Here is a 20,807-nt window from a genome sequence, read left to right as displayed (position 1 = left end):
AATATCCTTATGCAGCTGCCGGGTTCCCAGGCTCACTCCATTTGCCATCAATGGGCGGAGTAATATCTCCTTTCAACTCGTCGGTTCGAGATTTGGGCTTATACTTCCCGAGAGTCCCTCGGTAGGTTTTAAAGTCTTATGCTGACTATCGACATTTTATCGTTTAAAGCACTTAACAATGTTGCCTCACCCTACATCTCCTGACAACATGCTAGGAGTTTTAGGATTCGACTACTTCTTATAACGGTCGATAAGTGCGGTAGTTGATTTTGGGGAATATATTATCCATATATTCAACCTTTTCTAACCAACCACTATCAATTTTGCCGATTTTAATATCTTCGTAAAGCTTATTAAATCGCATAACATGGGAGCGGGTTCTTCTGACAGCATAAGGAACCATTGTCCCAGTACGCATAATAAATGCCCAGTCAGAAGATTGAGCCAAAAGTAATTCCCTTGCGGCTTGATTGAGTGCTCTCCAGTGCAGTTCATCTTCTGGCTCTCTTTCTGATAACTCGATCATCCGCTCGGCAGTTTTATGTAAATGCGGATAGATCCAAGTATTAGTTTCATTTAACCAATACTCGTGAAATCCTTTGTAACCCCAACTAGATTGGGACGGACGACAGACCTGTTGCGTAGGATTAGCACGCATATAGTCTGAAAAATGCGTCATTTGGTAAGTCCCTTGGTCAAACCAGGATTTCCGGAAAAGATAATCAATAAACCAAGGTCCTTCATACCACCAGTGACCAAATAACTCCGCATCGTAGGGAGAAACAATAATTGGCTGGCGACCCATTATACCATGAAGGTGTTCTACCTGACGCTCGCGGTTAAACATAAAATTAGAAGCATGCTCTGCCGTTTTTTCCCGCGCCCAGTAAGGATCATATAATGCCTTATCTGATAAACCTAAACCACGACCGGTGATTTTGTGGTACTTAATGCCCGTATTTTTCCGCTGACCATTGGGCATGATATAGGGCTTGATATATTCATATTCTGCTTCCCAGCCCAAATCCTTGTAAAATTCCCGATATTCCGGTGCGCCGGGATAGCCCACTTCAGAAGACCACACCTGTTGGGAAGATTCATGGTCTCGCCCAAAAGCTGCAACTCCAGTTTCGGTGAAAATCGGAGCATAAGTCCCAAATCGAGGGCGGGGGCGAGCATAAAGAATGCCATGTCCGTCAGTGAGAAAATAGCGCAAACCAGCATCCGCTAGCATTCGCTCCAATCCTTCATAGTAAGCACACTCTGGGAGCCAAATACCCCTAGGAGGGCGACCAAAGTTTTGTTCGTAATGTTCGCAAGCAACCTGAATTTGTGCCCATACCGCCTGGGGATACATTTTCATCAACGGTAAATAACCGTGAGTTGCACCGCAGGTAATAATGTCGACATTATTGGAGTCTTGGAATTCCTTGAAAGCTGTTACTAAATCCCCTTGGTAACGCTCCCACAATTCTCGGGTTGCACTAAATTCCTTGGCATAGTGCTCGGCTAAATATTTAATATGACCGTTGTGAGAATTGTGTTCTGCTTCCTTCTCTACAAGTTCTTCAAGTTTAGTTAGATGGGCATCATAGCGTTCTTGTAATAAAGGATCGCGTAGCATCGACACCAAAGGTGGTGTCATACTCATCGTGATTTTAAAATCAACACCGTCTTGTTTTAAGCCTTCAAAGACTCTCAACAAAGGGACGTAGGTTTCAGTAATAGCTTCGTAAAGCCATTCTTCCTCCAGCACATAATCACTTTCCGGGTGACGAACGAAGGGCAAGTGTGCGTGGAGTACGAGCGCAACATAGCCGATTGCCATAATGATTTCGGGTAGTATCCGTGAATTTTATAGATGCAGGGTTTGACCGTAAATTAACAATATTTTAAGACTTTCTGGGGATCGTAATCGCCTTTCCTTGACTTTTAACGATCTACAAAAATCAATTGTTAATTAGCCGATATCGCAAAGCGAAGATATTAGTAGCGCGAGGCGTTACTTTTTTCTGTAAAACTTTGTAGCATTACTACCCGCAGCATCGCAAATCCCATGCTTCAGATTATCCCATGCTCTATGTCCAATACTCCTGTCCTATAACCCATTACTTCATCTACTCTTCATCTTCATTAAATAAATCTTGCAGTATCTGCTGCTGTTTGCGTCGGGAAAGACGACGATATTTTTTACTTTCCAATTTTGGCTCGTACCGATTTTTACCTTTTCTTGTCACTTTTGCCTTCAAGGTTGATTCTGGATCGGTTTGTTGGCTAAGTTCAGTTTGCCGAGTAATAGCTTCTTCTAGGAAAACTAAATAATGTTCGTAACGTTCCCATTCACCACGAACCACACAGTCGGGTTCATCTCGATGCAAACAATTACTAAAGCGACAGTTAGCAGTTTTCAATTTCTCCCTTGCTTCTGGGAAATAAAAAGGTAACTGCCCAGGTGCACAATTAATATCCGGTTGATTAAAACCTGGAGTATCAGCAAGTAGACCGCTATTAGGCAGTTCAAATAGCTCTACATGGCGTGTGGTATGACGACCCCTGGCGATTTTACCTGAGACTTCACCTACCCGTAAATTCGCATCGGGAATTAAAGCATTAATGAGGCTAGATTTTCCCACTCCAGAAGGTCCAGCAATAACCGTAATTTTGTTTTTAAGAATTGGAGATAATTTTTCAATATTTATATTTTTATATACACTCAGAAAAATTGATTTATAACCCCATTTATCTAGCATTTCATAAATTTCTGCTTGTTGTTGCGGGGTTACTAAATCGCTTTTATTTAGACATAAACATACATTTAAATTTGTAGACTCAGCCTTTACTAGAAAACGACTGAGTTGATATGGCTCTAAAGGCGGATCGTCTGCAGCAAAAACTAACAAAATTTGATTAGCATTGGCAATTGCTGGGCGTTTCAACTCCGTTTGACGGTCTAACACATCAGCAATTGCACCCCGCCCACCATTCCAGTCTGGCTCTTCTATTACTACGCGATCGCCAACCATTACCTGTTGACCAATTTTTTTCAGGCGGGTTCTGCGGGTACAAAGCAAAATTGGGGCAACCGAGGAACGGAAAGAAACAAAATTGAGTTCCTTATTTTCCTCATCAATGCTGCCTCTTGGATCTAACTGAACCCTATAAAAATTTGCTTGCACGGCTAATACCCTGCCCAGTAAATGTCCCTCGCGAAAAAAAGTTTTCCCTTTCATTCCACAGCAACGGGACAGCGTACTAATAGGGAGAAGTAATCAGAACATTCGGTAATTTTCTCTACTGTGTAGCCAGACATTGTCAGACTATCGGGGACCTGCTCAATCGGTTCCCCTGGATCCAGCCAAACTTCTAATAAGTTTCCTGGCTGCATTTGTTCCAAGCGAAGTTTTGTTCTGACAAAATTAATTGGGCACGGGGTGCCGCGTAAATCGAGTTGAGCATCGGGAGTTGAAAGCGAAGATAAACTCATCGTTGATGGAATAAATTTCCCAAAAATCCTTCTAAACCACCTTTACCGGTGCGTTCCCCCTTTATTTTAGCTAGCTTTAAGAGCAATTCTCGCTCTTCAGAAGTAATCTTATTGGGAATATCAATTAATACTGTAATTAAATGGTCGCCGCGACTCACAGGGTTACCCAAACGCGGTACGCCCCGATTTTCTAGTTTCATCACCGTACCCGGTTGTGTTCCGGGAGGAATAATTAGTTCCACCGGTCCATCAACAGTTTCCACCTCCAAACTACAACCCAGTATTGCTTGTAGGTAGCTAACCGTAGTGCTGGAAAGAATATTCAAGTCATCCCGTTGAAACTCTTTATCCTCTTTTACAGATAGCTGAACGTATAAATCTCCTGGGGGACCGCTACGCTGACCTGCATCTCCTTCTCCGGGAATTCGCAGGCGCAAACCATCGTAAACACCTGGTGGAATACTAATTTTAAGTTGTTTGGCTACCTGTTTTGTGCCTTTTCCTTCGCAACTGTCACATTTTTCTTCAATTACCATTCCTGAACCATTACAGGTCGGACAAGTTGAAACTTGGGTAAAGCTACCAAAAGGAGTTCTAGTAACACGGCGAACTTGACCATTTCCACCACAAGTAGAGCAGGTGCGGGGACGAGTTCCTGGTTTTGCACCGGAACCACTACAAACATCACAAGTTTCTAGATGAGCGATCCGAATTTGTTTTTCGCCGCCAAATACAGCTTCCCGAAAATCTAATTTTAAATCTAACTGCAGGTCATCACCGCGCACTGGTCCACTGCGTCGCCTTTGGGATGTAGCTCCCACACCGCCACCAGCAAAGCCACTGAAGATACTTTCGAAGATATCGGCAAAACCACCCATATCTCCCATATCTTGGAAGCCTACGCCTCCTGCTCCACCTGATACACCAGCTTCACCAAAACGGTCATAGCGAGCGCGGATCTCTGGTTCTGAAAGAACTTCGTAAGCACGATTAATTTCTTTAAAGCGCTCTTCAGCCCCACTTTCCTTGTTGACATCAGGATGATATTTACGGGCTAAACGACGATATGCGCGTTTTATGTCTTCTTTGTCGGCGTCGCGAGAGACGCCCAGAATTTCGTAGTAGTCGCGGGCCATATATCAAAGGTGAACGTTAAAAGGTAGAAAGCAGCAATGCACAAACAACTTGGAGAAGCAAATTCCGCCATTAAGTTTAGAAGTTTAGCAAGTCAGAAGGCAAGAGTTAAATTTTGTTAATATTTGATTTTACTTTTTAGCTTCTACAAAAATTACGACTAAATTTCTAGCAACAAATACTTTCTCCTGGAGTAGATAATAAAAGTCACTCTTACGATCGCCGCAGACCTAACTTATACTATCGTAACAGTGAAGGTTTTTCCGTGCTAAAAACCCAATAACCTCTAAACTAAAAGTTTTGGAACTAAAAGTTTTGGAACTAAAAGTTTTGAGATTAGAAGCTTTAGGGTAAAAGCTAAAAGGACAAGTAATCTTATAACAAATATGACGATAAAAAACACTGATGTTTGATACCGACTTACCTCACTTCACAAAATGGCGAACTTTCACCAAAATAGTATTCTCCGGCTATGTTGTCCAATGATGCTTGCATTTTTGGTCGCAAATAAGCGACCTCTTTTACAATTGTGCTACGTATAAACAGAAAACTCTGCACATAAACTATAGGTGCTAGCCGCACAATTTGGGTGTGGAAAACCCCCCATCTTTAATCGAAAAGCAAGATAGAGGGCGGAAATATATTTTGTTTGCTCTGGTTTGCTCTAAACAGTTAAGTCACTCTAAGTCCAATTAATCTTTGAAATTAGATTACTCAATAGTTTCATAGTCTACTTGTGGGTCACTTTCTCCCGTAAAGTTAAAGTCAAACAATGTTTCTGCTTGTGCATCTGTGTTTGCTGTTGAGTTTGTTGTTGAGTTTGTAGTTAAATCAGCAACAGCAACTGCTGAATTTTCTGGTTGAAAAGGATTGTCTGATTGCTCTACAGTCAATTCTTCTTCAGATGAAGGTTCAGAACCAACCGTACTTTCGTTAGCTTTGGTGTATACTTCGGTACCGAGAGCAAATAAACTTTCTTGGAAGTCTTCGAGACGTTGTTTAAATTCAGCTACAGAAGTTCGATCATCAGCCATCGCAGTGCGAAGACTGGATAATTTTTCCTCAGCTAATACTTTGACCGATTCACCAATTGATTCACTATTATCATCTAAAGTGGATTTATAACCGAGCAAAAGATTTTCTGCTTGATTTCGTAATTCAACTAGTTCTCTACGTCTCTTATCATCTTCAGCATATACTTCAGCTTCATTGCGCATCCGCTCTACTTCATTGGCGCTCAAACCACCAGTGTTAGTAATCCGAATACTCTGTTCCCTACCCGTACCTTGGTCTTTTGCTCCAACTTGCAAAATTCCATTAACATCGATTTCAAATGAAACCTCAATTTGAGGGATACCCCGGGGAGATGGGGGAATTCCAGTTAGAAGAAATTTACCGAGACTTTTATTATCCCGAGCCATCGCTCTTTCTCCTTGAAGAACGTGAATTTCTACTGAAGTTTGTCCGTCAACAGCAGTGGAAAAAACTTGGGATTTGCTGGTGGGAATTGTGGTATTGCGCTCAATAATTTTGGTAGAGACTTCTCCTAGAGTTTCAATTCCCAGAGACAAAGGTGTGACATCCAGTAGTAATAAATCATCAACTTCACCACCCATTACACCACCTTGGACTGCTGCACCTAGGGCTACAGCTTCATCAGGGTTGATAGAACGATCGGGATTTTTGCCGTTAAAAAACTTAACAAGGGCATTTTGCACCGCAGGAATTCTGGTGGAGCCACCAACCAAAATAATTTTATCGATATCTTGTGGTTTGAGGTCTGCATCTTTGAGGGCTCGAACCATCGGTTCGATAGTGGACTCGATCAAATTACTGGAGAGTTCCTCAAATTTGGAGCGAGAGAGTTCCATCTCCAGATGTTTAGGACCGCCACTATCAGCAGTAATGAACGGTAAATTGATTGAGGTGCTACCCATACTAGAAAGTTCTATCTTTGACTTCTCTGCGGCTTCGCGCAAGCGTTGCAGAGCCATTTTGTCTTGGGATAGGTCAATATTTTCTTCTTGCTGAAATTTTTCCAGCATCCACTGCACGATCAGATTATCGAAATCATCCCCACCAAGTTGATTATTTCCGCAGGTAGCCTTAACTTCAAAGACTCCATCTCCCAATTGCAGGATGGATACGTCAAAGGTACCACCACCCAAATCGAATACTAAAATTAATTGTTCTTCATCCTGTTTGTCCAAACCAAATGCTAAAGCAGCAGCAGTTGGCTCGTTAATTATCCGTAAAACTTCTAGTCCTGCAATAGTACCAGCATCTTTGGTTGCTTGTCTTTGGGCATCAGTAAAATAGGCTGGAACAGTTATGACAGCTTGGGATACTGCTTCTCCCAGAAAAATTTCTGCATCTTGCTTGAGTTTTTGCAGAACCATTGCCGAAATTTCTTGGGGTGTATAGTTCCGTCCGCGAATCTCTACATCAACGGTCTCATCCCGACCTTTAATACATTTATAGGGAACGCGATCGCGCTCAGAAATCGTATCTTCCCAACGTCTACCAATAAATCTTTTAATACTATAAACGGTATTTTCAGCATTAGTTACAGACTGGCGTTTTGCTAAGGAACCAACCAAACGCTCTCCACCTTTACCAAAACCGACGATACTGGGAGTCGTTCTACCCCCTTCCGAATTGGCGATTACAATTGGTTTACCACCTTCGAGCACCGCTACACAACTATTGGTAGTGCCTAAGTCAATACCTATAACTTTTCCCATAACTAACAATATTTTTACTTAGTACTTCTTTTACGAAGTTTTGAGCGGCAACTTCGCACCGCTCAAAAATTCGGGCATAATGGCTCGCGGCATGGGGAGTTTTCAATCTGACTGCGATAAACCGAGTGAGAGAAAAATTTCAAGCGATCGCCTGTATTCAGGTCAATTTCCCAAAAGTCACTCAGGTTGAGGTAAATCGCAAGCAAAAAAATATGAACGTAGACACACTGTGCTCGCCAATACTGTTAGGAAAGTACTTTTTGTCAGTTAGAAAAAAGAAACATACCTTAGCTAGATGCAGAAGAAGAGGTATCCTCTTCTGAGACTGATGTATCTTCCTTCGGAGCAGCAACTTTAACCATTGCATGGCGCAGCACCCGCTCGCCCAAATAATATCCGCGCACTAACTCTTCTAACACTGTTCCTTCCGGATGTTCATCAGTAGGTTCGCGCATTACTGCTTCATGGAGATTGGGATCGAATTCTTTACCTTCGGGACGCATGGGAGCAACTCCCAAACGCTTGAGGCAGTCTACCAATAGTTTGTAAACACCTTGGTAGCTCTTATGAATCCCCATTTCCCCATCATTTTGGGGTTTGATTTGCGCCCGAGCACGTTCAAAGTTATCCACAACGGGTAACAATTCAGTAATTGCCCTTTGCTTCACTTGCAAATCAAGTTCTTCTTTTTCTTTGAGCATGCGTTTGCGATAATTATCAAAATCTGCTCCTAAGCGTGCATATTGGATCGTACGCTCTTCTAGTTGAGCTTTGAGAGACTCGATCTGCTGGGTCATTTGCACTAATTGAGCGCTATCTACAGTATTTGTTACCGTCTCATTTGCAACCGTTTGGGGTTCTGGATTGGGTGACACATTTTCATCTACTGTTGGGCTATCGGATTTTGTTGCTTCTTCTGTGACTTCATCAGCAGGTTCGTTAGCATCCGCATTCGCTTGAACCGCAGAGTCATCAATCATTTCTTGATTCTCCTCTTTAGGCTCATCTGATTTTTCAATCGTATCGTTTTGTTTATTTTCCTCGTCTGTCATTGTGCTTTCTTCCAAGTGCTTGTCTTCTATAGTTGCCATATCATACAGCCGTTAAATTTATTTCCAACCAATAAATAATAAATATAAAAGCGTATCCCAGGCGTGAATTTTTCCGAATCTGAAAACATCAACGTCCTCTATTGTGACAAATACTGAGCATTTTGGGGATTGGGGATTGGCGACTGGGGATTGGGTATTGGCGACTGGGGATTAGGGATTGGGGATTAGGGATTAGGGGTTGGCGTTAGCGCAGAGCGCTAACAAATTAAATTACTAGTCATAAGTAACAAAAAGCAATACCTACTTTAATTCTCATCACCCAATTCCCAGTCGCCAGTTGCCAGAGGCTATGACTATAGCTGCGCTACCTATAGCTGCGCTACCTACGGATCCGGAGCCGTCACCTGCGGATCTGCCGACACCGCAGGCTCTATGCCGCTATGAGCGCGCTTACGCGTTAGCGTTAGCGAAAGCGAAGCGTGACGTTAGTCAGAGGCTTTGCCGACGCCGTAGGCTCTAGCGGTGCGTTAGCACAGGTGGCGGGCGGCACGCAGTGCTATCCCCAGTCGCCAATACCCAGTCGCCAATACCCAATCCCCAGTCGCCAACCCCTAATCCCCAGTCGCCAACCCCTAATCCCCAATCCCCAAATTCAACCCTCATGAAAATTCGCCGCACTAATTTGGGAATACTAACATCACAGCTTTGAACTATTTGTTACTTATATATGACTTACTCGTCAGCACAAAGACGCAGTACTGCTCTCAGTGTCAGAACGGAATTTTCGCCCTTCGGCAATAAGCTTGTCCAATCTGGTGTTGTTAATAGCGAACAGATGAGACAAGCGTTAATTGAAAGTCGTAAATCCGGCAGACCCCTAACAGAAATTATCGAATCCATATCGGGGAAACAACTATCACCAGAATTACTTAGAGAGTATAAAAAACATCAACTATTTGAACTTAAAATACTCTACGGTGTTGACTCCTTAGATCCGGAAGTAAGTCAAGTTGGCAACACAGCGGTGGGAAACTTAATTAATTCCCTGATTCCAGTAGATATATGTCGTCGCCATAACTTGGTACCTTTATCCAAAAATCAAGACCAAGACCCACCTTCGGTTTTAGTGGCGATGGTCAATCCGGACAATTTGGAGGCTTCGGACGATCTAAATCGTATTTTGCGCCCCCAAGGTTTTACTTTACAGCGAATGGTAATTACTCAAGAAGATTACCAGCAACTGATTAATCAATTTTTAGATGAATTAGCTGTCCAGCAAAAGAAACTGGAAAAAGAAAAATTTACAGATATCAATCAAGATTTAGAAAATTTGGACAATCTAGATCTTGAGGATGCACCTGATGAAGCTGAAGCTGATTTGGGAGCAGCGATGAAAGGTGCAGAAGATGCTCCAATTATTAATTTAGTTAATAGAATTCTTGCTAAAGCCCTACACGATAAAGTTTCTGATATTCATATTGAACCCCAAGAAGAAAATTTACGTATCCGCTTCCGCAAAGACGGGGTCTTAAATCAAGCATTTGACCCACTACCAAAAAAAATTATTCCTGCTGTTACGGCACGATTTAAAATTATTGCTAATTTAGATATTGCGGAACGGCGTTTACCCCAAGATGGACGGATCCGACGCTTATTTGAAGGACGCAAGGTTGACTTCCGGGTAAATACTTTACCTAGTCGCTACGGAGAAAAAGTAGTATTGCGGATTTTAGACAACTCGTCCACTCAATTGGGATTGGATAAATTAATTACGGACCCTGGGACTTTAGAAATTGTTCAGGAAATGGTTGGTCGTCCCTTCGGTCTAATTTTGGTTACTGGACCAACAGGTTCTGGTAAAACCACATCACTTTATTCGGCGCTGTCGGAACGCAACTCACCGGGAATCAATATTAGTACGGTGGAGGACCCCATTGAATATAGTTTGCCGGGAATTACCCAGGTACAGGTAATTAGAGAAAAAGGTCTAGATTTTTCCACAGCCTTACGGGCGTTTTTGCGACAGGATCCAGACGTACTGTTAGTGGGTGAAACGCGGGATAAGGAAACGGCAAAAACTGCCATTGAAGCAGCATTGACAGGTCACTTAGTTTTAACCACTTTGCACACCAATGATGCTCCTGGGGCGATCGCTCGCTTGGGAGAAATGGGAATTGAACCGTTTATGATTTCCAGTTCTTTAATTGGAGTGTTAGCACAACGTTTGGTAAGAAGAGTTTGTTCCACTTGTCGTCTTCCTTACACTCCTTCACCAGAAGAATTAGCTCGCTATGGTTTGTCGGTCAGCCAAAATGCAGATGTAATTTTTTACAAAGCTAATACTCTGACAAATGAACAAATTGCCCAAGCTAAAACTAATAATCAAATCTGTCCAGATTGTAATGGGATCGGCTATAAAGGACGCTGCGGTGTTTATGAAGTGATGCAAATTACCGAGCGCCTGCAAACTCTAATCAACGAAGAAGCGCCAACTGAGTTGATTAAAGAAGCTGCTGTAGAGGATGGTATGAAAACATTGCTAGCTTACAGCTTAGAACTTGTACGTCAAGGTGCAACAACCCTGGAAGAGGTACAAAGGGTAACCTTCACAGATACCGGTTTAGAAGCAGAGCTAAAAGCTAAGCGCAAGAGTGGTTTGACCTGCCGAAATTGTGGCGCTGATTTAAAACCAGAATGGCTGGATTGTCCTTACTGCATGACATCTAGGTTTCAAGATTAAGAATTGGGGATAGCACTGCGTGCCGCCGCAAGCGGCATAGAGCCTACGGCGTCGGCAGATCCGTAGGTGACGGCTCCGCTCCGTAGGTAGCGCAGCTATAGTCATAGCCGGCGACTGGGGATTGGGTAAAAGGAAAGAATAACGGACAAATAACAACAGGAGATGAATCAATATGGACCTGATGATTGAAGACTTAATGGAACAAATGATTGAAATGGGGGGGTCTGATATGCACTTGACTGCTGGCTTACCTCCCTATTTTCGCATCAGTGGCAAACTAACTCCTATTGGCAATGAAGCTCTATCATCTGAGCAATGTCAAAGGTTAATTTTCAGCATGCTTAATAACTCCCAAAGAAAAACTTTAGAACAAACTTGGGAGTTAGATTGTTCCTATGGTGTGAAAGGATTAGCTCGTTTCCGGGTGAACGTTTATAAGGATAGAGGTACTTATGCTGCTTGCTTGCGGGCTTTGAGTTCAAAAATCCCCAACTTTGAGCAATTAGGTTTGCCAAATGTGGTAAAGGAAATGTCAGAAAAGCCCAGAGGACTGATTTTGGTAACTGGTCCGACTGGTTCTGGTAAGACTACAACCCTCGCAGCAATGATCGATCTAATCAACCGCACGCGGGCAGAACATATTTTAACCATTGAAGATCCGATCGAATTCGTTTACGAACCAATTCAAAGCCTAGTTCACCAAAGACAACTGGGTGAAGATACTAAAAGTTTTGGTAATGCTCTCAAAGGCGCACTAAGAGAAGATCCAGATATTATCCTAATTGGTGAAATGCGGGATCTAGAAACTATTTCCTTGGCTATTTCAGCAGCAGAAACAGGACACCTGGTATTTGGAACGTTACACACCTCCTCTGCTGCTCAAACAGTTGACCGGATCATTGATGTTTTCCCCCACGAGAAACAAACTCAGGTGCGGGTACAGCTATCCAACTCATTAGTGGCAATTTTCAGCCAAACTTTAGTTCCAAGAAAAAATCCCAAACCGGGCGAATTTGGGCGGGTAATGGCGCAAGAAATTTTGGTAGTTACCCCAGCAATTTCCAACTTAATTCGCGAAGGTAAAACAGCACAAATTTACTCAGCAATTCAAACTGGCGGCAAACTAGGGATGCAAACCTTGGAGAGAGTTCTAGCAGATTTATACAAACAGGGAACAGTCTCCTTTGAAGCTGCAATATCAAAAACTTCTAAACCCGATGAAGTCCAGCGTTTAATTGGTGCTGCTGCTCCCCAGGCTGCGGCTCAAGCAAAAACAGGTGGAAAAGTTCCTTTAAGAAGGTAGTTAAGGACATTTCAGGTTAGTCACCTTGAGTTTTATAACTCTGCAATCAAAAACTAAAAATTAAACCCAAAGACTAAACATTACACCAATAATTAATTTATATAGAGGTGATAAATGCCAACATTTGTTGCCCGCATCCGGGATGCACAAGGCAAATCTAGAAAAGAGAAAGTTGTTGCTGATACCTTAGTGCAAGCTCGTACTAATCTCAGGGATCAAGGTTTTGTCGTTCAAGATTTAAAAGAATATTCTCAAGGCTTTCAAAGCTTTGATTTAGCTGGTCTTCAAACTAAATTTGCAACAGTTTCAGTAAAAGATAAGGCTGTTTTTTCTCGTCAATTAGCCGCTTTGGTGAATGCAGGAGTGGCAATAGTTAGGAGTTTGGGAGTTCTTGCAGAACAGTGTACTAACCCCAAACTAAAATCAGCACTTACAGAGATTAGTTCTGATGTCCAAAATGGAGTCAATCTCTCTGATGCAATGCGGAAACATCCCCAGTGCTTTGATGGATTGTATGTCAGCATGATCCAAGCTGGTGAGGTTGGGGGTGTTTTAGATGAGGTACTAAATCGTTTAGCGAAGTTACTCGAAGATGTAGCCCGTTTACAAAACCAAATTAAAGCTGCCCTATCTTACCCTGTTGTGGTGGGAATTCTGGCAGTTGGTATTTTCTTGGCTATGACTATCTTCCTGATTCCAATTTTTGCCAACATTTTTAAAGATTTGGGAACTGAACTACCACCTCTAACTGCGTTCATGTTGTGGGTCAGTGAAATATTAAGAAGTTTGTGGGTATTAGTTGTAATTGGTGCGGTAGCAGCTTTTGCTTTTGCTTATAAGCAATACTATAAAACTCGCGTTGGTAAAGAAACCATTGACCGTCTTTCTCTAAAAATGCCTTTATTTGGCGACTTAATTCAAAAATCTTCCGTAGCTCGTTTTAGCCGTACCTTTGGTTCTTTGACGCGTTCTGGCGTACCAATTTTGACTTCATTGGAAATTGTCCGAGACACTTCGGGAAATCAAGTTGTCGCCAACGCCATCGACGCCGCACGGGCTGAAGTACAACAAGGGGGTATGATTAGCCTTGCCTTACAAAAGTACCCTGTTTTTCCCATCATGGCGATCCAAATGATCAGCATAGGTGAGGAAACTGGAGAATTAGATGCAATGTTAATGAAAGTTGCTGATTTTTATGAAGATGAGGTCGAACAAGCAGTTAAAGCTTTAACCAGCGTTCTCGAACCAATTATGATTGTGGTTCTTGGGGGGATGGTTGGTGTAATTTTACTCTCTATGTATTTACCTATGTTTAAAGTCTTTGAAGATTTGGGATAAGAATTCCATTTGGGAAAGAGTTTAATTTTTGTAAATAAACTGCAATTTTTAAGGGGCTTTCGCCCCTTATATTTTGTGGAAAGCTGAATGCAGTTAGCAAAATTCAGGAGTAATGAGTGATAAATAATGAGTCGAGAGTTATAGCAATTCTAAATTATTCATGAGAATCAAGATTTAGGAGTTGACTTCTAACAAAAGCTTAAGATTAATGGAATATATAATTCACTAATGATTGCTGCAGTATAGCCACAAATACTTTGAACATTGGCAATCAAAGCTCAAATTTAGATTCAAATTCAGATTGAAATTTAGATTCAAAATTTAGATTCAAAATTTAGATTTTTTACAAGTAACTAAAAACGAAAATCGGTGATATTCACATCAAATCAATGATATTCGTACAAATATATCTGCATATTGTGCATTCATAGCAATTAGCAAACAACACAGCAGAAAACAATATAAATAATAAATATTATCAATAGTTTATGACAGTAGCTCTAAAAAGCCAATAAGCCCTAATAATTCTCGTAGTAAGGATTTCAGGCTCCCAATTGCAAAGCTCTCCACAGGATATTGGAGCTTGACTTATGATAATGGTTAAGGGAAACTTACAAGGTATAGGGGTGTAGGCTCATTTTAAAAATAACTTTTGTAAATATTATGAAATGTATATTTAGAAATATGAAACATTAGTGAACATATAAAACTTCTATTACAAGGTTAAATATGTGATTCGCACATACACCCATATTTCTTTTGTAGTATGCGTCCGTTATTGTTGAGTTCTACTGTTGCAATCGACTAAAAGCATGGAGACATTGGAGTTCATAATTTATCCAGATGGTCGGGTGCAAGAAAAAGTCACCGGAATTATAGGTGCTTCTTGCGCTGAGGTTACTGCTGCAATAGAAGAACAACTAGGAGTAGTAGTAACGCATCAACCAACCTCAGAGTTCTTTGCCAGCAAAGTAGAACAATCAGGCGAAGTAGCGAATACCCAATCGACTTTTAGCGATTGGTAAATTTTTCAACATCAAGAGAGTTTATTGATTCACAATCACTATGTCACACTTTAGCCAAATCAAGACTGAAATCCGTAATCTTGAGTCCTTAAAAGATGCACTAAATGATTTGGGCATAGATTGGAAGCAAGGTCCTAGAGATGTTCGCGGCTATCGCGGTCAAACTCATGCTGCAGAAGTTACCATTGAGCAAGACAATGGTTATGATGTCGGCTTTACATGGAATGGTAAGGAATACGAACTAGTTGCCGATCTACAGTATTGGGAACAGAATTTGTCCGTAGAAGGATTTTTGCGTCAGGTAACACAGCGTTATGCTTATCACACAGTAGTTAAAGAAACAGCTAAGGCTGGCTTTCAAGTTGCCGAACAAAAACAAGCTCAAGATGGTTCTATTCGCCTTGTAGTACAACGCTGGAGTGCGTAATGTCTGATTTTTTGCCACCAGAGCCAGAATCGGATGAAGAGCGTTCTGGTTTTGAACCAGAATTAGGTGGTTATTTTCGTTCCGAAGCAGAGCGTTCTGGATTAGAACCCGAACTGGGTGGTACTTTTCGTCAGAAAGGTGTTTACGTTGATGAAATAACCTGTATCGGTTGTAAACATTGTGCCCATGTTGCCCGGAATACATTTTATATTGAACCAGATTACGGGCGATCGCGGGTAATCCGGCAAGACGGAGATTCTGAAGAAGTTATCCAGGAAGCGATTGACACTTGTCCGGTTGATTGTATTCATTGGTTTGATTACACCGAGGTCAAACGGCTAGAAACAGAACGTTCGTATCAGGTAGTTCCTTTAGCAGGTTTTCCTATAGATCGTTCGGTTTTATCTGCAGAGGTACGGCGTAGAAAGCAAAAGATGAAAAAGAAAAAGAAATCAAGCAGTTGAACTTCTTTTAATTGACAAGACACCTTTTATCATTACTCATCGATCGCTTGCATATTCACAATATTCTTTGTGCTCATGATTAATGAGTCATGAGGATCCAATAAAAAAATTTCACACTGGGAAGCGCACATAGAAAGAAATTTTTTTATATACGAACGAAAGGACTACGCTTAGTAGTCCTTTTCGCTTTTTATGAGTTTTTAATACTTCTCTTATAAACAGGTGGGTGATATCACGTCCGGTAAAAAACTTGTAATAAGGTTGGTAGAGCACTACGTCCTGACAGGAGAAACGCTAGCGCTAATAGTACGGTGGACAAATATTGGTGCTAAAGCGCTACTACAAAAATATTTTTTCATAAGTAATTAAGCGAACGTTACATGATGGAAGAATAGTGCTTGCGTATTACCTGTTAATTACCATCACCAATTACCCATTACCCGTTACCCAAACTAATCAGTTTCTGGAAATGCCTGTACGTCACCATTAGGCTTAAAAACTGCCCTAATCCTCGTATCTTGTCCGGTGTTACTGGGGGAGATAAAGCGGTTCCCGATCGCAGGTATTCCAGTTTTACCAAAATTTTCTCTTTCAGCTTTTCCTAAGGGAAGAATTCGTTCGATTGTGCCGTCAACTCCAACAGTTAAGCTGTATTCTAAACTTTGTTTCAGTCCACTTGGTGGTTGCCAACGGCGTTTTAAATATTTTTTAACTTCTGCCACTTGTTGTTCGGAACGAAGTAAATCGCTGTTACCTGTAGCAATTTTAGGATTACTTCCAGGTCTACTTTTGAGGCTGGTAATTAAATCAGAAGTATTTGCTGAAGTATTTGTCGAAGTATTTAGTGAAGTACTTGTATTGGTCGCTCCTATTCGAGTTTGAGAACCCACAGGAATATTGGGTTGGGGAAGACTTGACGATCTCGAAGTTTCGTTATTTTTATTAGTAGATAAATTTGTACCAGTTAAGTTACTTGTAATTGGATTTGTAAGTGATTCGGGAGTGGCAGCACTCTTAGGAGGCGAAGGGATTGGAGGAATCTTGCTTTGAATAGAATTAGATCCAATACGACTTTGGGAGTTTGTTTGGGTCGAGCTTGAGGATTTAATTGAAGAATTTGGTGCTGCGTCTGATTGTGTTCCAGGTACGATTAAAGTATTGCTTTTGGGAGTTGCAGGTTTTGTAAAGGTACTACTTGCGCCACGATTTGCAGATATTCCTGAAGAACTATTCAGACCGGGTTTAATTTGTTGTAGTTCACCTGCAGTGCCACTTTGTGGTGATACAGATGATGGTGCAGGAAGCGGACTGACAGATAAAGGTAAGTCAGAAGTTAAGGGTGGCTGAATTGAAGGTAAGGAGTTTGATGGAGCAAGTTCGGATGAAGATTGTTTTTCTAAAGGTGATGAGTTTAAAGCAACATTATCTTTTTGAGAAGAAGATGTGGTAGCTACTTGTTGCTGTCTGAGGCTGTTCGCATATTGCCATGTGACAGGTGTTAAGCCTGCTGCTACTGCTACAACGGCTGCAACTGGGCCCCAACTTGACCAAGTGTTTCCTTTTTGGCTGGTGCTGCTGGTGCTCATTGGGAGTGCAATAAATTCAGCAGAGTAATTTTCCAGGGCACTTGCTAGATCAAATAGTTGTAATGATGTTAGTTGAACAAATTCACCGGTCGACCGATTTGTCAACGAGCCTAGAAAAAGTTTGTGTTTTAAATGGGTATGTGGTTGTAAGTGGATACTCCCTGTCGATGCTTGGGAGACACCAGAGTTTGAATTATCGGTATTTGAATTTGAATTATTTACGCTGGGATCGGGATTATGAGCAAACGCCGAAGTGTTGCTCGAATTATCTGGTGGCGGTTCTACTTGATTATTTACTTGCGAACCTTGGAAACTCAGCCAAAAATTTTCTGTATCTTTTTGCAGTAATTCCTGCACGTAATCAGATACTTTTGTACACAAAGCTTCGAGTTGTTCGCGATCGCCTCGAATCGTCACCTTATCTTCTTCTGATAGTCGCGGGTCATCAAGCTGTAGTTCGAAAGTTAGTTGTTTTAGTACAGATTGTTTTGCCCAGCGCGATATTGGGGACTTCTGTGCCCAAATTTCTAAGGTACAGGTAGGCGGCGTGTACCGACGAATTACAGGATTTGATAAAGGCATGGCAAGAACAACGAAAAAGACATTGTTAAAATTTTGTTGAACGGTCTATAAGTGAGAGCCAAAGACGACGATGTCCGCCGGGACCACTGTAAAACAGTAAATCTATAAGTAGTTTTAATGCTAAGTGGCTAATTACTTCGGTGGAAACTTTTTCATCCTCCGTCATCCGTTCTTGATAAGTATTACAGAAAGCATCGATATAATCACCTAGCAATGCTGCTTGGTGAGGTTCGCGGTTTGCTTGAGCCATTTGTTCTAACAAATCGATCGCACGTCTGATTAATTCCTGATTCTGTTTGGCAAGATGACAGATAATCATTACTAGCGATCGTGCTTCTTCAATATCGAGTTTCTTTCGTCCTCCTTGACCTTTTCGCAGGGGATTAGATTGGCGCAGTCGCCATAGTGCTACACGATCTGGCAGTTTGGACTCTAAATTGAGTACATTCGCTGCTGCCAGCATTTCTTCAGAACCGATGCCAGCTAGTGTTTCTAGGGCTAACAACACCAAGTCCAGCTGGGTTTTCATGTTATCCCATTGAACTATGGGAGGGGCATCAATCTTAGTTAAATCATCCCACAGGGAAATTGGAGTGGATGAATTGGCAGCAGATTGCATAACTTTTAGCATAGGTGATCGGACTGTTAGGGGCGCTTGCTGTTACCCATTTTGAAACCGTAGTCTTGATGACTAAAAGATTGGCTTCTTTGTTAGTATTCGCCGAAAACTCTATATAAAGTTAAGTCTTGGCGATTATAGTTTATGTTGTTTTTGACCAAAATGCTTGTGGTCTTTGTCTTACTCTATGATGAAAAACTACTTTATAAAAGTACGTTTGTATTTTTGCAGGTCGCATTGGGTAATTTTAACTATTCTTTGTTGTGAGAATTCACAATAATATAAAAACTACACAAATGTTAGGTAGTAAAGAAAACATTCATTGAATTCATGAGTACATCAAGAGGTTTTTTCCCCAAGTAAATTTTCCTCAAGCAAATTCAAATTTCTTAACTCTCTAAGTAAATGCGAATTCCCTCCTAGCGTCCCCTCGGTAAATGCGAACCCCCTCCTATCCCCGCAAGTGAGGAAAGGAATACTCTATATTTCCTTTTGACATTAGTTTTTTGGGGAAATATATTTTTGGGAATGCATTGTTCGAGAGTGTGTTTTTGGGATTACATCTTTGATGAAAATCTGGGTGAGTGAATTCTGAGAAGTTTACAATGGCTTTTGAGTTGGTATACCTACAGCACGAGGAAATTTTGCTGGCGTGTGAGTTATTTTGCGCAGGTACAAACAGTGACGAACACTCTGAGTTAAGGGAGTTGTAAATCGCTCGATTGATTCGATCGCTCCACCCAACTTTTGAGTCGCACTTTGCAAAGTATTTGTTTCTTCTTCGGTCCAACTACCCCGATAAATAACTGCTAGACCACCCTGTTTTAGTAATGGCAATGTGTATTCAGCACATACTGAAGCATTACTTACGGCACGAACAGTAGCAATATCATAGTTTTCCCTGTGTTGGGGGTTTTGACCAATTGCCTCAGCTCTTCCCACAACAGTTCGGATATTGCTTAATTGAATATTAGTTAAAAGTGTATCAATAAAATTGATTTTTTTTTGGGTTGAATCAAGTAGTTTTACATTAATATTTTCTGCAACTATTCCGATCGGAATACCTGGAAATCCTGCACCAGTTCCAATGTCAATTAATTTCGCTGAAGATGAGAGTAAATGTTGAGAATATTTACTAGTTTTTGATTTTTCTGATAGTAATAAAGATGAAATACCTCGTAATGAATCCCACAGGTGTTTTTCCCAAAATTCTCTGGGATCGGTGATACGAGTTAGGTTTAGTTGGCGATTCCCCTGTAATATCAATTCGTAGAGCTGCTGAAAATTGTCTTGTTGCTGTGTATTTGGCTCCCAGTTCAGAGTTTTTTGCCAGATTTCTACCATTTGAGGTAGAGAAGGTAGTGTTGATTTATCCACTATCAAATAAATAATTGGTAAATTTTGATTAAATGTTAATTAATATTGCCAGTATTTTCTATTCTTATTCAACGACGGCATCCAAAAATAGTTTGTGTAAAGTGAAGTGCTAATGCTCTTACTCTCATCATGAGTATGGTATTGGTGCACTATCTCCTTATTTTGACAAAGGGCAATTGCAAAACAATCAAAAGGTTATATTTATCTCAAAAGTGCGAAATATAAATATATTTTGAAAACTGAATTTCAAAGTAGATAGAAGAGTATAAAATTCAGTTTCCCATGACTGAAGTGTAAAAAATAATAATGGATAAATAAGAATAGTTGCCAATTACCAATTACCAATTACCCATTACCAATTACCCATTACCAATTACCCATTACCCATTACCAATTACCAATTACCAATTACCAATTACCCATTACCAATTCGAACACCCTATAAATAATCAAAAAATTGCTCTGGAACTAATTTTAATTCTCCCGACTTGAAACGATTAATATCTACCCACAAAGCTGTTTTTGCCCGCTTCCCTTCATTAAATAGAATTTTTTCCTGTTGATAAAATTTATTGTCAACAAAATCACATCCGTAAAGTTGAACGATTTCGTGACCGGATTTACCATTAAAAGTAAAAATATTTTCTAAACAACCCAAATAGCGAACATTTTTTAATTCCGCTTGAATTTCCTCTTGAAACTCTCTTCCTAGGGCTTCCAAACTAGTTTCTCCAAACTCTACACCACCACCCATAGCCCGGTAAAAAGTTGCTTCTTTTACAGGATCGTAGCCTTCAGAAAGGAAAATGCGATCGCCATCTCGAATTAACCCTAAGGCGAGAACGCGAATTTCACCACTTTTATGCATTATTATTGCTAATTATGAGTATTAGTAGTTATTTGTGTCGACAACAACTGTAAATAATTAATTA

Annotated in this window: 17 protein-coding genes; 7 read left to right on the top strand and 10 right to left on the bottom strand. The window is 41.0% G+C overall.

Going from position 1 to position 20,807, the window contains the following annotated elements:
* Window positions 1-238: 238 nt before the first annotated feature.
* The 6 genes from BC008_RS40755 to grpE form a co-directional block, all read right to left on the bottom strand.
* The gene (locus BC008_RS40755) at window positions 239-1,828 is read right to left on the bottom strand and encodes a glycoside hydrolase family 57 protein (protein ID WP_027843115.1); all 1,590 of its coding nucleotides are present in this window, start codon (window positions 1,826-1,828) and stop codon (window positions 239-241) included.
* 289 nt (window positions 1,829-2,117) lie between these two features.
* Window positions 2,118-3,230 carry a small ribosomal subunit biogenesis GTPase RsgA gene (gene rsgA, locus BC008_RS40750; RefSeq protein ID WP_027843114.1) on the bottom strand — a complete coding sequence of 371 codons (1,113 nt, stop codon included), beginning with the start codon at window positions 3,228-3,230 and terminating at the stop codon, window positions 2,118-2,120.
* The gene (locus BC008_RS40745) at window positions 3,227-3,484 is read right to left on the bottom strand and encodes a sulfurtransferase TusA family protein (RefSeq protein WP_058184619.1); all 258 of its coding nucleotides are present in this window, start codon (window positions 3,482-3,484) and stop codon (window positions 3,227-3,229) included. The genes rsgA and BC008_RS40745 overlap by 4 nt, the downstream gene beginning before the upstream one ends.
* Window positions 3,481-4,620 carry a molecular chaperone DnaJ gene (dnaJ, locus tag BC008_RS40740; RefSeq protein WP_027843113.1) on the bottom strand — a complete coding sequence of 380 codons (1,140 nt, stop codon included), beginning with the start codon at window positions 4,618-4,620 and terminating at the stop codon, window positions 3,481-3,483. The genes BC008_RS40745 and dnaJ overlap by 4 nt, the downstream gene beginning before the upstream one ends.
* A 708-nt stretch (window positions 4,621-5,328) precedes the next feature.
* Complete coding sequence (dnaK, locus tag BC008_RS40735) at window positions 5,329-7,362, bottom strand: molecular chaperone DnaK (RefSeq protein ID WP_027843112.1); 2,034 nt, start codon at window positions 7,360-7,362, stop codon at window positions 5,329-5,331.
* Between the two features lie 287 nt (window positions 7,363-7,649).
* The gene (grpE, locus tag BC008_RS40730) at window positions 7,650-8,453 is read right to left on the bottom strand and encodes a nucleotide exchange factor GrpE (protein WP_407657098.1); all 804 of its coding nucleotides are present in this window, start codon (window positions 8,451-8,453) and stop codon (window positions 7,650-7,652) included.
* Between the two features lie 440 nt (window positions 8,454-8,893).
* Between grpE and BC008_RS50085 the strand changes: the two genes are divergently transcribed.
* The 7 genes from BC008_RS50085 to BC008_RS40700 all read left to right on the top strand — a co-directional run bounded on the left by BC008_RS50085 (window position 8,894) and on the right by BC008_RS40700 (window position 15,711).
* The gene (locus tag BC008_RS50085) at window positions 8,894-9,079 is read left to right on the top strand and encodes a hypothetical protein (protein WP_161938220.1); all 186 of its coding nucleotides are present in this window, start codon (window positions 8,894-8,896) and stop codon (window positions 9,077-9,079) included.
* A 62-nt stretch (window positions 9,080-9,141) separates the two neighbouring features.
* Window positions 9,142-11,154, top strand: coding sequence for a GspE/PulE family protein (locus BC008_RS40725; protein ID WP_027845218.1), 2,013 nt, complete (start codon window positions 9,142-9,144; stop codon window positions 11,152-11,154).
* 172 nt (window positions 11,155-11,326) lie between these two features.
* Entirely contained in the window at window positions 11,327-12,457 is a 1,131-nt protein-coding gene (locus BC008_RS40720; RefSeq protein WP_027845217.1) for a type IV pilus twitching motility protein PilT, read from the top strand.
* A 114-nt stretch (window positions 12,458-12,571) separates the two neighbouring features.
* Window positions 12,572-13,795 carry a type II secretion system F family protein gene (locus tag BC008_RS40715; RefSeq protein ID WP_027845216.1) on the top strand — a complete coding sequence of 408 codons (1,224 nt, stop codon included), beginning with the start codon at window positions 12,572-12,574 and terminating at the stop codon, window positions 13,793-13,795.
* 812 nt (window positions 13,796-14,607) lie between these two features.
* The gene (locus tag BC008_RS40710) at window positions 14,608-14,820 is read left to right on the top strand and encodes a DUF2997 domain-containing protein (RefSeq protein ID WP_027845215.1); all 213 of its coding nucleotides are present in this window, start codon (window positions 14,608-14,610) and stop codon (window positions 14,818-14,820) included.
* Between the two features lie 40 nt (window positions 14,821-14,860).
* Entirely contained in the window at window positions 14,861-15,247 is a 387-nt protein-coding gene (locus BC008_RS40705; RefSeq protein WP_027845214.1) for a DUF1257 domain-containing protein, read from the top strand.
* Window positions 15,247-15,711: a ferredoxin gene (locus tag BC008_RS40700; RefSeq protein ID WP_027845213.1), complete on the top strand. Its 465-nt coding sequence runs from the start codon at window positions 15,247-15,249 to the stop codon at window positions 15,709-15,711. Before BC008_RS40705 ends, BC008_RS40700 begins: the two co-directional genes overlap by 1 nt.
* Window positions 15,712-16,163: 452 nt before the next feature.
* Here BC008_RS40700 and BC008_RS40695 read toward each other — a convergent pair whose 3' ends face one another.
* The 4 genes from BC008_RS40695 to BC008_RS40680 all read right to left on the bottom strand — a co-directional run bounded on the left by BC008_RS40695 (window position 16,164) and on the right by BC008_RS40680 (window position 20,743).
* Window positions 16,164-17,879, bottom strand: a complete 1,716-nt coding sequence (locus BC008_RS40695; protein ID WP_036267090.1) for a DUF4335 domain-containing protein — start codon at window positions 17,877-17,879, stop codon at window positions 16,164-16,166.
* Between the two features lie 25 nt (window positions 17,880-17,904).
* Window positions 17,905-18,510 (bottom strand): DUF3038 domain-containing protein, encoded by a 606-nt coding sequence (locus BC008_RS40690; protein ID WP_027845212.1) that lies wholly within the window; start codon window positions 18,508-18,510, stop codon window positions 17,905-17,907.
* Window positions 18,511-19,098: 588 nt separating this feature from the next.
* Window positions 19,099-19,842 carry a 16S rRNA (guanine(527)-N(7))-methyltransferase RsmG gene (gene rsmG, locus BC008_RS40685; protein WP_036267087.1) on the bottom strand — a complete coding sequence of 248 codons (744 nt, stop codon included), beginning with the start codon at window positions 19,840-19,842 and terminating at the stop codon, window positions 19,099-19,101.
* Window positions 19,843-20,314: 472 nt separating this feature from the next.
* Window positions 20,315-20,743 carry an NUDIX hydrolase gene (locus tag BC008_RS40680; RefSeq protein ID WP_027845043.1) on the bottom strand — a complete coding sequence of 143 codons (429 nt, stop codon included), beginning with the start codon at window positions 20,741-20,743 and terminating at the stop codon, window positions 20,315-20,317.
* Window positions 20,744-20,807: the final 64 nt, after the last annotated feature.

This window comes from Mastigocoleus testarum BC008, assembly GCF_001456025.1.
GTDB lineage: Bacteria > Cyanobacteriota > Cyanobacteriia > Cyanobacteriales > Nostocaceae > Mastigocoleus > Mastigocoleus testarum.
Note: the sequence above shows the minus strand (reverse complement) of the source record. Positions and strands in the feature narration are given on the sequence as shown.